Raw genomic sequence first — 12794 nt, 5'->3', positions numbered from 1 at the left:
GCCCGCTCCAGCTTCCGCATGTCGTATGCTGTCAGCCCCAGCTCGGCAGGGCTCCTTGCCGGTCGCATGCTCCAGAAACTGCGCATGCGACCCGGATTTGTCTCGGAACTTCTGGCGACCTACTTAGAGCGCCGAACAGGTCAGGTCACGCTGCGAGTTGGTAACGCGCGGCGACCTCGAGGTTTTGGACGACCGAGAGTCGCCTGAGGTCAAAGAGTTGCTGCGCGTGCCTCTGTAACGGGCCTTCGGGCCCTGGCGGTTGGCGAGATGAGCCAGGCGATGCTCGACGCCGACACGCTCGCGGAGTCGTGCGCGGCCCGCGCGCGACTGCAGACGTGAGCGAAGGCGCTGATGGAGCCGCTCATCGTGACGCTGCGCCCCTTGCCGGATGCGCCGTGCCGCCATGAAGTCGCGCCATCGTCCACGAACCAGAGTAGGTTCCCCCTCCCTGTTCGTTGGAGTTCCGTCGATGCCACAAGCCACACCGCGCTCGTCACTTCAGGGAGCGCGTCCCAGCGTCTTCCTGCTCGCCGGAGCGTTCGTCACCGGCATGTTCCTCTTCGCCCATGGCGGCTGCGGAGGTGACGAGTGCCAGGACGCCGCCGGCTGCCGTGAAGACAAGGGACCGCCGGCTTCGAACACGGAGTGGGTCTGCGAGGACAAGCGCTGTGAGCAGCATTCCGTCCAGGTGCCGCCCCCGGATTCCGGCACGGACGCGGGGACGCCCGACTCGGGGATGCCCGACTCGGGGACGCCCGACGCGGGTCCCACCACGGTGAGCGTGCAGGTGCTGGCGTTCAATGACTTCCACGGACAGCTCGAGGCCCCCGCGGGCCAGATTCTGACGGGCGTGGCCCCCGACGGTGGACCGGTGCGGGTGAACGCGGGCGGCGTGACGTACTTCGCCCGGCACATCGCGGCCCTGCGGGCCACCAATCCGAACACGGTGGTGGTAGCGGCGGGAGACCTCATCGGCGCCTCCCCGCTGCTGTCGGGGCTCTTCCACGACGAGCCCACCGTCGAGGCGATGAACCTGATTGGCCTGGACCTGGTCGCGGTGGGCAACCACGAGTTCGACGAGGGCAGCACGGAGCTGTTGCGCATGCAGTCGGGCGGCTGCCACCCGGTGGATGGCTGCCTGGACGGGGATGGCTTCCCGGGCGCGCATTTCAAGTTCCTGGCGGCCAACGTGGCCACGGGCGTGGACCGCACGCTGTTCCCCCGCTACGACGTGCGCGAGTTCGAGGGCGTGAAGGTGGCCTTCATCGGCATGACGTTGGAGGACACGCCGGAAAGCGTCATACCCACGGGCGTGGCGGGGCTCACCTTCAAGGACGAAGTGCAGACGGTGAACGCGCTGGTGCCGGAGCTGCGGCGGCAGGGCGTCGAAGCCATCATCGTGGTGGTGCACCAGGGCGGAATTCCGACCTCGGGCTCGCTGGTGAACGAATGCAAGGGCGCGGGTGCGGACGGCCTCATCTCAGGTGCCATCGTGGGCCTGGCCAAGGGCCTCAACGACGCGGTGGATGTCATCGTCAGCGGCCACACGCATCAGGCCTACAACTGCGTCATCGATGGCAAGGTCGTCACGAGCGCCTCGTCGATGGGGCAGCTCGTCACGGACATCGACCTGACGTTGAGCAAGGCGACGGGCGACGTCGTGGAGGCGCGAGCGAACAACGTCATCGTCACTCGCGACGTGCAGGAGGTCGGCGCGGTGAAGGAGCTGGTGACGAAGTACCAGGAGCTCGTCACGCCGAGGGCCAACCGGGTCATCGGATGGGTGTCGCAGACGCTCAGGACACAGACGGACTCCGCGGGCCAGTCCACCCTGGGCTTCGTCATCGCGGACTCGCATCTGGAGGCGACGAAGCCCGCGAACCTGGGTGGGGCGCAGGTGGCCTTCATGAACCCGGGCGGCATGCGCGCGAACATCGCCCAGGGCGAGGTCACCTACGGCGAGGCCTTCACCACGCAGCCGTTCGGCAACAGCTTGGTCACCCTGACGCTGACGGGCGCGCAAATCGAGCAACTGCTGGAGCGGCAGTGGCGGCCGTCGGGAGCCACCCTCATGCTGCTTCCGTCGGCGGGCTTCACCTATGCGTTCAGCGCGTCGGCGCCCATCGGAAGCCGCGTCGACCCGGCGTCCATCCGGATCAACGGCGTGCCAGTGAGCCTGACGGCGGAGTACCGCGTCACCGCGAACAACTACCTCGCGAGTGGGGGTGATGGCTTCCCGGTGTTCGCCGAGGGGACGAACCGGCTGGGTGGCGCCGTGGACAGCGACGCGCTGGAGGCATACCTGAAGGCGCACAGCAGTATGGCGAGCCCCTTGCCCGCCCCCGCGCTCAATCGCATCACCCTGCTGCCCTAGGGCTCATCGAGCGGCTACGCCTGGATGCGCCACTCCGGCCTCGTGCTCGCGTATCGCGCTGGAGTCGTTCCGACGATGCGCCGGAAGTGGCGGTTCAGCTGACTCTGGTCGTAGAAGCCGACGCGCGTCGCGACCTCCGACGCCCGGAGGCCGCTTTCGAGCAACACCTTCGCCCATGCGATGCGCAGGTGCGTGAGGTACGCGTGCGGCGGCATCCCGACCTGGGCGCGGAACGCGCGGCAGAGATGGAACTTGTCGTAGCCGGCATGGTCCGCGAGGTCATCCAGCGTGATGGCGTCCCCCACGCGCTCGCGGAGGTACTCCATCGCCCGTCGCACCGGCCGCGTGTGGTCCGGAGTGGCGCCCCTCAAGACCGTGAACGCCTCCACGGCTTCGACCACCGCGACCTCCAGCGTGAGGCGATCCGCGCCCGCGGCGACCGCGTCGTGGAGACGCTGGAAGGCAAGGCCCCGCTCGTCGCCGGGCTTGAAGTGGGGATGCGCGACGACCTTCCCCTCATGGCGGATGCGCTCGATGTCGCGCTCGGGCAGCACGACGGCCTGGTAGGTCATTGTCCCGTCGTGCGCGACGTCGCGGTGCACGTCGCCCGGCTGCTTCAGGTGGATCTCACCGGGCCCGCCAGTCCAGACCCGGCCACGCCCCCACCACTCGCTGCGCCCGCGCTCGATGCGCATGGACGCGTGGAATTCCTTCATGCCGACGCGAAGCAGGTCGGTCGTCATGCGCACGGCCCGGAGGCCAGGGACCGAGACCGGGAGCGCGTCGAGGGTGAACATCCCCTCAGTGTAAGGAGCTTCGGCGGCCCTGGCTTGGCGTTTCTTGGCACGAAATCTCCGCCAAGAAGCGCCAAGCGCGCGTGGCACCTGCCCCCGTATCTCCCCGGGCATGAACGACAAACAAGTCGCCCTCGTCACCGGGGCAAACAAGGGCATCGGCCTGCGGATCGCCAAGGACCTCGCCGCGCACGGCTTCACGGTGCTCGTCGGCTCACGTGACCTCGCCCGTGGCGAGGCGGCGGCGAAGACCATCGCCGGTGACGCCCGTGCGCTCGCGCTCGACGTCACGGACGCGAAGTCGATCTCCGCCGCGGAGGAGCGCATCCGACAGGAGCTGGGTCGCCTGGACGTGCTCGTGAACAACGCGGGCATCGCCCGTTCGGGCAGGCAGGCGCCCAAGCCGGGCCAGCCGCTGGCGGAGCGCGCGAAGGCGGGCCGTGCGACCGTCGCGCCGCTCGACGAGTTCCGCGCGGTGTTCGAGACGAACGTGTTCGGAGTGATCGCCGTCACGCAAGCGATGCTCCCGCTCCTTCGGGAAGCGCCGGCGGGGCGCATCGTCAACGTCTCGAGCGGGGTCGGCTCGCTCACGAACAACTCGGACCCGGCGAACCCGTACCGCGCGATGTACGGGGTCTACTCGTCGTCGAAGTCGGCCCTCAACGCCATCACGCTCGCCTTCGCCCTGGACCTGGAGTCGACCCGCATCAAGATGAACGCGGTGTGCCCGGGCTTCACCGCCACGGACCTCAACAACTTCCAGGGTACCCGAACCGTCGAGCAGGCCGCGCGCGCGCCCGTGCGCATGGCGCTCCTCGGACCGGACGGCCCCACGGGCACCTACTCGGACGACCAGGGCGTCATTCCCTGGTGACGCGGGCTCCCCCGCCCCGATACCGCTACAGGGGACGCAGGGAGGCCCGGTCGATATCGACGGAGTCCTCGTCGTCCTCGTCATGGCCGGAAGAGGCTTCACTGGCCCGGAAGCGATTGCCTTCGGGCGTGACGAGGAACCAGGAGGTGGCGACCGCCGGGTCGTCCGCGGGAGGAGAGACAAGGAGCTCCTCGCCAAGCAGTGCGGCGACCCGGGTGGCCACCTCCACCGACGTGAGCCCCGAGGACTCTCGAGTGCGGGAGACATCGACGTAGAGGGTCACATCCGTGCGGAAGCCTTTGGACCGGAGCGCGGTCTCGACGAGCACCGCCGCATCCGAGGGGCCGTCCACGTCGAAGCGCGCCACACCTTCGGGAGGGAGACCGAGCGCGCGGCCGATGCTGTCGAAGAGGCGTCCTTCCTCCACGGCACCCCGCGCGATGAATCCGACAACCTGTCTTTCCGGCTGCATGGCTCTCCCTCTCAACCCGCTTTGTGCGCCTTGAGCGCGGCGTTCCTGTCGCCCTGGGACGTGCCCATCTTGTCCAGGATCTCCTTGGCGCGCGGGGTGTCGTCAAACTTGTTGTAGACCCCCAATGCCTTGAAGGCCGAGCGGTTCAGCTCATGGAACCCGGTGCCACGGATGGGATACAGCGTACCATTGTCATGGGCCCCATAGGTCCGCCCGCCAAGCGTCCAGGTCACGGTCCCCGAATCGCTGCCCTTCTTGGCCTTGCCGTCGTTGATGTCCTTCACATCCCGGCTGACATCGACCCGCGACTCGATGACGGTGTTCTTGTCCTTGGCGACGGAGGACTGGTCGACCTTGCGGATGTAGTGCCGGTCCGCGGGCCGGGACGTGGGCTTCGCGGGCTTCTCCGCCCAGGCGGGCGGCGCGATGAGCAGGACACCGAGCGCCATCAGCACGGTGGCCAGGGTCAACGGGATGAAAGGCTTCCGGACAGCGGGACGAAGCATCGGAGGCTCTCCTGCGGAGGGGGATGCGGCCGTCCGGTAAGCCTCTCACAGTTACTTCGGAGTTGGCTTGCGCTTCGCTCGCGAGGCCTTCGGCTTGCTCTTGCCTTCGAGGTTGAGCACCACCGCGGCGCGGATGAGCGCCTTGAAGGCTGCTTCGTTGATCTTGTCGCCTTCGTGGATGTCGATGGCGCGCCGGACGTTCCCGTCGAGGCTGGAGTTGAAGAGCCCTGAAGGGTCATTCAACGCGGCCCCCTTGATGAACGTCAGCTTGACGGCGGCCTTGTACGACTCGCCCGTGCAGATGATGCCGTCGTGGGACCAGACAGGGGTCCCCATCCACTTCCACTCCTCGACGACCTCGGGGTCCGCTGCGTGGATGAGCGCGCGCACCTTCGCGAGCGTCTTCCCACGCCAGTCCCCCAGGTCCTGGATCCGCTGGTCGATCAACTTGGACGCGGACTCCGTCGCGACGGCCTTCTTCATGCCCGCCCCGCCTGCAGGCTGCGCCAGGAGCCGTACGAGAGCACCCAGAGCACGCCGGTGACCGCAGCGAAGGCCCACGCCTCCGGGCCATCTCCCACCGCGAAGTGGGCGATGAGCGCCGAGACCAGATTGATGGCGAAGCCGGCGTAGGCCCACTCCTTGAGGCGCGCCGGCACCGGTGCGAGCAGCACCAGGATTCCGAGCAACTTGGCCCACGCCAGCTCCACCCGGAAGTAGCTGGGGAAGCCGAGCCGGGTGAACCCCTCCGCCGCATCTCGCAGGTTCAACTGCGCGTAGGCGGTGAAGCCCATCTCCAGGCAGAAGAGCGCGGTGGCGATCCAGAAGGTGATGGTCACGGCTTTGGGGGACGTCCTGGCGGCGACGAGCGCCGGCTTCGGCAGGGTCGATTCCATGGGGTGTTCCTCACTCCTTCGAGTTGCTGGCCTTCCAGGTGGGACTCTGGACCCCGAACTGCTCCGCGTACTCGGAGTTCAAGCGCTGCCAGTCGTACTGCATCGCATCGGGCCCCACGATGCGCCCCATGGGGTCGCCCGAGAGGAGCTGCTCGAGCACGTCGAAGCAGATGTGCCAGCCCGCGGCGCCCCACGAGATGAAGCCCCGGTCGATGTTGTGCCAGAGCGTGAGCCGGGTGCCGCCAACGCCCGTCGCCTCCAGCTCCCAGCGGAGGTCCTGCTGCCCCCAGCTGTACTCGAGCAGCTTCGGCTCCTCCGCCCGCCTCACGGTGGTCTCGGCGACCATGGGCGTCGGCGCACCGACCGTGGAGAGCTTCACCGGCCCCACGCTGGCCATGTTCCGGTCCGCGTCGAACGGCGCCCATTCAGCCAGGTGCGCGGGGTCGGTCAGCGCCTTCCACACCTTCGCCGGGGGATGACGCAGGTCCCGGACGAGAACGAGCGTCCACTTGTCGCCTGCCTTCTGGACACTGGCTCCGGCCGCGGGGCCGGGCGTGTACTTCGCACGGTGGCTCATCGTTTCTTTCCCTTCTTGGGTTCGGGTTCCTGGTCCATCCGGTCGAGATGGCGTTCGAGCGCGTCCACGTGGAGCGTCCAGAAGCGCCGGAATGGCGTGAGCCACTCATCGACCTCCATGAGCGGCTCCGGCCGGATGCGATAGACGCGCCGTTGAGCGTCGACGCGCGACTCCACGAAGCCGGCGTCGCGCAGCACGCGGAGGTGTTTGGACACCGACGTCTGAGGCATCCGCAGCTGGTGCTCGATTTCGCCGACGGAGTGCTCCGACGCCGCCAGCAGGCTGAGGATGGCCCGGCGGTTCGGCTCCGCGATGATCGCGAACGTTGAATCCATGGGTCGTATATACCCATCAAGCCATATACCTGTCAATTCATACGACACCTCCTGGGAAGCAGGCGTGCGGTCGTGTCCCCACCGCTCACCGCGCCTCGCCACCGCTCACCAACTGGCTCGCGGTGATGCGGGTCAACGGCCTGGACTTCAACGAGGCGCTCGCGGTCGCGAAGACCTGGTAGCGGATCACCCAGAGACCGCCCTGCGCACCGCGGGGCGTTGAGAGTGGCGCCTGACGTACGCCACCAGTTCCGGATACCCGTCGAGCAGCATCAGCGTGTTCGCCAGGTGGAGGATGGAAGCCATCACCACGTCGGCGGCGGTGAAGGCCTCACCCACGAGGAATTCACGGCCTCCGAGTCCCTCTTGGATGAGGTCGAGAGCGGCCGTGAGCCGGGTCCTGAGCTTCGCGGCCTCCCCTTCCGGGACTTCGCGCGCCACCGGCGACTGCGCGTCCCGGTAGAACTCCATCACCAGGGGGTCGAGGCTCAACTCAGCGAAGACCATCCAGCCGTAATAAGGACCGCGCTCCGCGCTCCCCACCGGCGGCGCCAGATGCTTCTCCGGGAACCGGTCGGCCAGGTGCAGACAGATGGACAGGGACTCGAGCAGCGTGACGTCCCCATCCACCAGGGCGGGGAGGTCTCCCAGCGGATGCACCGCCAGGTATTCAGGGGTGGTGTTCTCCTGCCGGGCCAGGTCGAGCCTGACCAGCTCATAGGGCACGCCGAGTTCCTCCAGCAGCCAGCGGGGACGGACTGCTCGGGTCCTGAGGGCGAAGTAGAGCTTCATGGGTGGCACTCCTGTGGGTTGCGTGAGGCCACACCATGCGTCCGCCGGAGTGCCCGGACAATGCGGCCCCAGACGAACTCATTGTCAGGTTAATCTTGACGGCCATGATTCCACCGGCCGACATGCTCCTCTTCGCGACAGTCGTCCGCGAGGAGAGCTTCACCCGCGCGGCGCTCAAGCTCGGCATCACCAAGCAGACCGTCAGCGAGCGCATCCGCCACCTGGAGGAGCGGCTGGGCGTACGGCTCCTGGAGCGGACCACGCGGCGACTGCGCGTGACGGGAGCAGGCGTGACGTACTCCGAGCGCTGCGCCGCCATCGCCGCGCTCATCGAAGAAGCGAACAGCGAGGTGCAGCAGGGCAAGGCGGATCCCACCGGCCTGATCCGGGTCTCCTCGCCGGTGCTCTACGGCCGGCGCTACCTCACGCCGGTCATCTCGAAGTTCCTCGGCCGCTATCCCCAGGCGCGGGTGGAGCTGGTGCTGGCGGACCGCCGTGTCCACCTCATCGAAGAGGGGTTCGACGTCGCCATCCACATCGGCCCGCTCAATGATTCGTCGCTCGTGGCGCGAAAGCTGGGAGAGGGCGCGGTCCGCTTCGTGGCGAGCCCCCGCTTCCTGTCGAAGCACGGCATCCCGGCCGCCAGGGAGCTTGGGGCCGCGCGCTGCATTGGATTCAGTGCGTTCGAGACGTGGGAGGCCGAGGGCGTGAAGTCCCGGATCGATCCGGTCCTGATGGTGAACGACAGCGAGCTCGCGTGCGACGCGGCCATCGCCGGGGTCGGCATCGCGCGGGTGCCGGACATCCTCTGCCAGGAGGCCATCCGGGACGGCCGGCTGAAGGTCCTCTTCGGCCCCCGGCCCGCGTCGATGCGGCCCATCCACGTCGTCTATCCCAGCCGGCTGAACCTTCCCCCCAAGGTCCGGCTCTTCGTGGATGCCCTTGCCACCCTGGCCGAGCCGGCGCCGTTGAAGCCCCGTGGCCGGAAGCGGACGTAGGGCTCACCGGGGCGCGGAATTGAAGATCTCCCCCAGCTGCGCGGCCTGCTCCTCCGCGAAGTCCGCGTAGGTGTTGCCCAGCAGGGCCACGACGAGCTGGGAGTCCGGGAAGAGCATCAGCATCGCGCGGCCGCCTTCAATAGCGCCCCGGTGGTGGAGGATGCGCCGTCCCTGCGCGGAGACACCGATGCGCCAGCCGAGGCCCACGCCCGTCTCCTTGCCGGACTTGAGCTTCTGCGAGGTGAAGAGGAGGGCCAGCGTCTCCTTTCGCAGGAAGCCGGGCTGGAGGTGCGCGGAGCCGAAGACGACGAGGTCCTCGGCGGTGGAGAGGAAGCCGCCGCCGGGCCACTTGTAGCTGTTGTCCACGCGGGCGGCATGCTGGTGGCTGCCCTCCGTGCCGTTCGCATAGAAGCGCGTGCGGTGGGGAATCAGCTGGTGGGGATGATCCGCCCCGGTGTGGCGCATGCCCAGCGGCTCGAAGACGGCGCGCTGCATGTAGCGGAGGAACTCCTCGTGCGCGGCGCCCTCCACCACGGCGCCCACCAGGTTGAAGCCATAGCTGGAATACGCATAGACCGTTCCGGGCTCGGACAGCAGCGCGTCGTCCTGGAAGAGGCCCAGGGACTGGGTGAGGCTGCTGAAGTGCCTTGCCTCCTGGAAGATGGCTTCATCCCGGTCCAGGTAGTGACGGATGCCCGCCAGGTGCCCGGTGAGCTGGCGCGTGGTGATGGGCCATGGCTTCACGGGAAAGGCAGGCACGTACTTCTGGATGGGGGCATCCAGGTTCAAGCTCCCCTCCTCCACCAGACGGGCCACCGCGGCGGCGGTGAGCACCTTGGACACGCTGCCTACGCGGAAACGGGTCAGTGGGGTGACGGGGATGCCCTGCTCCAGGTCCGCGTAGCCAAAGCCTTCGGACCAGATGACCTGTCCGCGATGCGCGACGGCCACGGAGAGGCCCGGCAGTTGGAAGTCCTTGAGCAACTTCTGGGCGAAGGCCCGCGCCTGCTGGACCTGTGCTTCATGGCGTGAGGAGGCAGGCGGGAGCGGATACGACGCGTTCGGCGCGGCGCTCGCGGGTGCCACCGCGAACAGCGTGCCCAGGACGAGGGCGGACAACCTCAGGATGCTCTGGCGCGGGACCAGGGCGGATGACGCGGGCATGGAGTGCCTCCGTGGGGAGTGAGCGGACGGCACCGTGCCCGCGCGAATGGCTCGCGGGGAAAGTGTTCAGCCGGCGGGGACTGCCTCGCGGCGAACCGGCCCGCCCGTGCGGCGAACGGGCAGCGCGACTTTCAGCGCAGGTGCTGGAACTTCTCGCGGTGGCTGCGAGCGACTCGCAGCTCCGCGCCGGAGGTGAGCACCACGACCAGGTCCCTGCGACCCTCGCTGCGCAGCTCGCGGATGCTGCGCGCGTTCACGATGGCCGACCGGTGGATGCGCATGAAGCGCTCCGGCTCCAGGCGCTCCTCCAGGCTCTGCATCGTCTCGCGGTGGAGGTAGGCCTTCCCGCCCGCGTGGATCTGCACGTAGTAGTCAGCGGCCTCGATGTATTCGATTTCGTCCACGTCGAGGAACACCACCCGGCCCGCGTCGCGGATGGCCAGCCGGCGCATCCACGGCTCGGGCGGCGTGGGCGGCGGAGCGGGCGTGCTGTCTCGCTCGCCGTAGGTGGAGAGCACGGACATCAACCGCTGGCTGAGGTCGGACATCCGCGCCATGCGGATCTGCGCCTTGGCGCGGCCAATGGCGTCGTGGAAGCGGTCGTCGCGGAAGGGCTTGAGGAGATAGTCGAGCGCGTGGATGTCGAAGGCGCGCAGCGCGTACTGGTCATACGCGGTGACGAAGATGACGGCGGGCACTTCGCCAGCAGCCAGCCGCGCGAGCACCTCGAAGCCGTTGAGCTCCGGCATCTGCACGTCCAGCAGGACCAGGTCTGGCCGGTGCTCGCGGATGAGGCGCACCGCCTCCGGCCCGTTGCCGGCCTCGCCCACCACGCGGACCTCTGGATCCGCGGCCAGCAGCAGGCGCAGTCCCTCGCGAGCCAGGGGCTCGTCATCCACGACGAGCGTGCGGATGGCGGCGGCCGCGTTCATGCCCCGAGCGCCTCCGGCACGGCGGCCTGGAAGGGCAGCTCCAGGCGGGCGCGCACGCCGCCCCCGGCGCGGTTCTCCAGCGTGAAGACGTGGCGGTCGCCGTAGAGCTGTCGCAGGCGGTCGCGCACGTTGGCCACGCCAATGCGTCCGTCCTGGCGGTCCCAGCCGGGTGCGAGCCCGGGGCCGTCGTCGAGCACCTCCAGCACCAGCCGGGCTCCTTCGCGCGCGGCGCGCAGCTCCACGCGTCCCGGACCGGAGCGGGTGGCGATGCCGTGCTTGATGGCGTTCTCCACCAGGGGCTGGAGGATGAGGCTGGGCACGAGCGCGCCCAGCGTTGCCGGGTCGATGGCGCGCACCACCTGGAGCCGGTCCTGGAAGCGGGTCTGCTCGATGTCGAGGTAGCGCTCCAGGAAGTCCACGTCCTCGTGGAAGGGGACCTGCTGGCGGCCCGTGGTGTGGAGGGCCATGCGCAGGAGCTCACTGACGCCGGTGAGCATGCGGATGGAGCCGGCGGTGTCCTGCTTGCGCACCAGCACGGAGATGGCGTTGAGCGTGTTGAAGAGGAAGTGCGGGTGGAGCTGTGCGCGCAGGGCGTCCAGCTGCGCGTGCGCGAGGCGCGTCTCCAGGTGGGCCTGGGCCAGCTCTCCCTCGCGGAAGCGGCGGTGGTAGTCCACGGCGTAACCGATGGCGAGGATGCCGCCGTAGATGAGCAGGGACAGGACGCTGTACTTGGCCATCATCAAGGGCAGCATCCGCGCCCAGGTGCTCTCCAGCAGCCACGTCTCTCCCGTGGCCCGGGCGGCGAAGTAGATGATGCTCACGTAGGGGACCATGACCGCGACGAGCGCGGCCAGGAGGACCGCGAGGCTCCGGGGCCAGACGCCGCGCTCCAGTCGGAAGCGCTGTCCGAGCGCGAGGATGAAGGGCGTGGCGAATGCCCAGTACTGCCATTGCGGCACCTGCACCAGCAGCGCCCGGCTGAGCGGGTAGCCCGGCTCCCGGGCCTGGGCATAGACCCAGGTGTGGAGCGCGGTGACGACGCCCGGCACCGCGCAGACGAGCATCAGCAGCGGCACGCGACGCAGCAGTGGCAGCAGCACGGACGGCGCGGCGGGAGAGGTGGATTCCACGGCCGGTGGAGTCTACGCCCGAAGCGGGTCCACTTCCGGACGGGTGCAGCCAAAGGGCTCCGGGTTGCAGCGAACGGGACGACGGCGCCTCGCCAGGGGCCATGTATTCTCGCGGGAGCTCGCTCCGCCATGGCCTCTCCCCGTCCCTCCTCCCTCGCCCGGCTCGCGGCCGTGGCCGTCATGCTCTCCAGCGGTGTGGCGCTCGCGGACACCCCACCGCTCACCAGCTCGAACTACGCCATCGACGTGTACCAGGGCCCGGTGCTGGCGCCGGTGCGGGTGTCCGGCCTTGCCGGCGCGTATGCCCCCATCGCCGAGGGCGTCGAGGGCATCAGCGTCAACACGGCGGCTCCGGCCGTGCGCTCGCTCTATTCGTCCAAGCACGTCGACTACGACCTGTCGCTGGCCTTCACGTTTCCCAGCTCGCTGCGCGCCAGCGACTTCGACAACAACGGCTCGGTGGGCTTCGCCAATGACGACTTCATCTTCACCCAGATTGGCGGACTGATTCAGTGGGGCCCCTGGGGACTGGGCGGCGCCGCGTCACTGCAGACCTATGCCTTGGGACAGGACGCGAATGGACGGCTCCTCAACCTGAGCATGACCCGCTTCCAGTTCCAGCTCGCTCGCGGCTTCCTGGATGGCGAACTGACGGTGGGCCTGGGGCTGCGCGCGGTCACCCTGGAGATCAACACCGCCGAAGACGCGAACAACAAGCTCGCCAGCATGTTCGGCGGCAACGTGGAGGCCGGTGCCCTCTGGACGCCCATGGGGCTGCCAATGCGTGCCGCGCTGACCCTCCGGGCTCCCGTCCAGGGAGGGCTCAGGGCGTGAGAAGAAATGAGCCTTCCGACTCGTCGAACCAGCCTTGCGCTATGGCGAGCAGGAGGTTGTGGGCGACGAGTGCGAGCAACCACGCGGCTTCGGCTCGCTTGCGACCTCGTACGTGA

At 68.6% G+C, this 12794-nt stretch carries 15 protein-coding genes and 1 pseudogene; 4 read left to right on the top strand and 12 right to left on the bottom strand.

Annotated elements, in window-relative coordinates; genetic code table 11:
• Positions 1 to 145: 145 nt before the first annotated feature.
• Positions 146 to 398, bottom strand: a pseudogene (locus tag D7V77_RS45125) (IS5/IS1182 family transposase); the annotation flags it as partial.
• 71 nt (positions 399 to 469) lie between these two features.
• Between D7V77_RS45125 and D7V77_RS34715 the strand changes: the two are divergent.
• Positions 470 to 2374 carry a bifunctional UDP-sugar hydrolase/5'-nucleotidase gene (locus tag D7V77_RS34715; RefSeq protein ID WP_120580558.1) on the top strand — a complete coding sequence of 635 codons (1905 nt, stop codon included), beginning with the start codon at positions 470 to 472 and terminating at the stop codon, positions 2372 to 2374.
• Between the two features lie 14 nt (positions 2375 to 2388).
• On the opposite strand, the gene D7V77_RS34710 is transcribed toward D7V77_RS34715, so the two are convergent.
• A complete protein-coding gene (locus D7V77_RS34710; RefSeq protein ID WP_233597415.1) occupies positions 2389 to 3117 on the bottom strand; it encodes an AraC family transcriptional regulator in 729 nt (242 codons plus the stop codon).
• 163 nt (positions 3118 to 3280) lie between these two features.
• On the opposite strand from D7V77_RS34710, the gene D7V77_RS34705 reads away from it, so the two are divergent.
• On the top strand, positions 3281 to 4042 hold the full coding sequence (locus tag D7V77_RS34705; RefSeq protein WP_120580556.1) for an SDR family oxidoreductase: 762 nt from the start codon (positions 3281 to 3283) through the stop codon (positions 4040 to 4042).
• Positions 4043 to 4067: 25 nt separating this feature from the next.
• On the opposite strand, the gene D7V77_RS34700 is transcribed toward D7V77_RS34705, so the two are convergent.
• The 7 genes from D7V77_RS34700 to D7V77_RS34670 all read right to left on the bottom strand — a co-directional run bounded on the left by D7V77_RS34700 (position 4068) and on the right by D7V77_RS34670 (position 7620).
• Positions 4068 to 4514, bottom strand: coding sequence for a hypothetical protein (locus tag D7V77_RS34700; RefSeq protein WP_120580555.1), 447 nt, complete (start codon positions 4512 to 4514; stop codon positions 4068 to 4070).
• Between the two features lie 11 nt (positions 4515 to 4525).
• Positions 4526 to 5020 (bottom strand): hypothetical protein, encoded by a 495-nt coding sequence (locus D7V77_RS34695; protein WP_120580554.1) that lies wholly within the window; start codon positions 5018 to 5020, stop codon positions 4526 to 4528.
• Positions 5021 to 5071: 51 nt separating this feature from the next.
• Complete coding sequence (locus D7V77_RS34690) at positions 5072 to 5503, bottom strand: DUF1801 domain-containing protein (RefSeq protein WP_120580553.1); 432 nt, start codon at positions 5501 to 5503, stop codon at positions 5072 to 5074.
• Positions 5500 to 5916, bottom strand: coding sequence for a DoxX family protein (locus D7V77_RS34685; protein ID WP_120580552.1), 417 nt, complete (start codon positions 5914 to 5916; stop codon positions 5500 to 5502). Before D7V77_RS34685 ends, D7V77_RS34690 begins: the two co-directional genes overlap by 4 nt.
• 10 nt (positions 5917 to 5926) lie before the next feature.
• Positions 5927 to 6493: an SRPBCC family protein gene (locus D7V77_RS34680; protein ID WP_120580551.1), complete on the bottom strand. Its 567-nt coding sequence runs from the start codon at positions 6491 to 6493 to the stop codon at positions 5927 to 5929.
• Positions 6490 to 6828 carry a helix-turn-helix transcriptional regulator gene (locus tag D7V77_RS34675; protein ID WP_120580550.1) on the bottom strand — a complete coding sequence of 113 codons (339 nt, stop codon included), beginning with the start codon at positions 6826 to 6828 and terminating at the stop codon, positions 6490 to 6492. The genes D7V77_RS34680 and D7V77_RS34675 overlap by 4 nt, the downstream gene beginning before the upstream one ends.
• Before the next feature lie 186 nt (positions 6829 to 7014).
• Positions 7015 to 7620: a glutathione S-transferase family protein gene (locus tag D7V77_RS34670; RefSeq protein WP_120580549.1), complete on the bottom strand. Its 606-nt coding sequence runs from the start codon at positions 7618 to 7620 to the stop codon at positions 7015 to 7017.
• Between the two features lie 104 nt (positions 7621 to 7724).
• On the opposite strand from D7V77_RS34670, the gene D7V77_RS34665 reads away from it, so the two are divergent.
• The gene (locus D7V77_RS34665; protein ID WP_169819559.1) at positions 7725 to 8618 is read left to right on the top strand and encodes a LysR family transcriptional regulator; all 894 of its coding nucleotides are present in this window, start codon (positions 7725 to 7727) and stop codon (positions 8616 to 8618) included.
• A gap of 3 nt (positions 8619 to 8621) precedes the next feature.
• Here the strand turns inward: D7V77_RS34665 and D7V77_RS34660 are convergent, their stop codons facing one another.
• From D7V77_RS34660 to D7V77_RS34650, 3 genes are all read right to left on the bottom strand, one after another.
• On the bottom strand, positions 8622 to 9782 hold the full coding sequence (locus D7V77_RS34660; protein WP_120580547.1) for a serine hydrolase: 1161 nt from the start codon (positions 9780 to 9782) through the stop codon (positions 8622 to 8624).
• A gap of 131 nt (positions 9783 to 9913) precedes the next feature.
• Positions 9914 to 10714 carry a LytTR family DNA-binding domain-containing protein gene (locus D7V77_RS34655; protein WP_120580546.1) on the bottom strand — a complete coding sequence of 267 codons (801 nt, stop codon included), beginning with the start codon at positions 10712 to 10714 and terminating at the stop codon, positions 9914 to 9916.
• Positions 10711 to 11844 carry a sensor histidine kinase gene (locus D7V77_RS34650; protein ID WP_120580545.1) on the bottom strand — a complete coding sequence of 378 codons (1134 nt, stop codon included), beginning with the start codon at positions 11842 to 11844 and terminating at the stop codon, positions 10711 to 10713. Before D7V77_RS34650 ends, D7V77_RS34655 begins: the two co-directional genes overlap by 4 nt.
• 129 nt (positions 11845 to 11973) lie before the next feature.
• Here D7V77_RS34650 and D7V77_RS34645 point away from each other — a divergent pair, with 129 nt between their 5' ends.
• On the top strand, positions 11974 to 12678 hold the full coding sequence (locus D7V77_RS34645) for a hypothetical protein (RefSeq protein WP_233597414.1): 705 nt from the start codon (positions 11974 to 11976) through the stop codon (positions 12676 to 12678).
• The last annotated feature ends 116 nt before the right edge of the window (positions 12679 to 12794 follow it).

It is taken from the genome of Corallococcus sp. CA041A, assembly GCF_003612075.1.
Taxonomy (GTDB): Bacteria; Myxococcota; Myxococcia; order Myxococcales; family Myxococcaceae; genus Corallococcus; species Corallococcus exiguus.
Note: the sequence above shows the minus strand (reverse complement) of the source record. Positions and strands in the feature narration are given on the sequence as shown.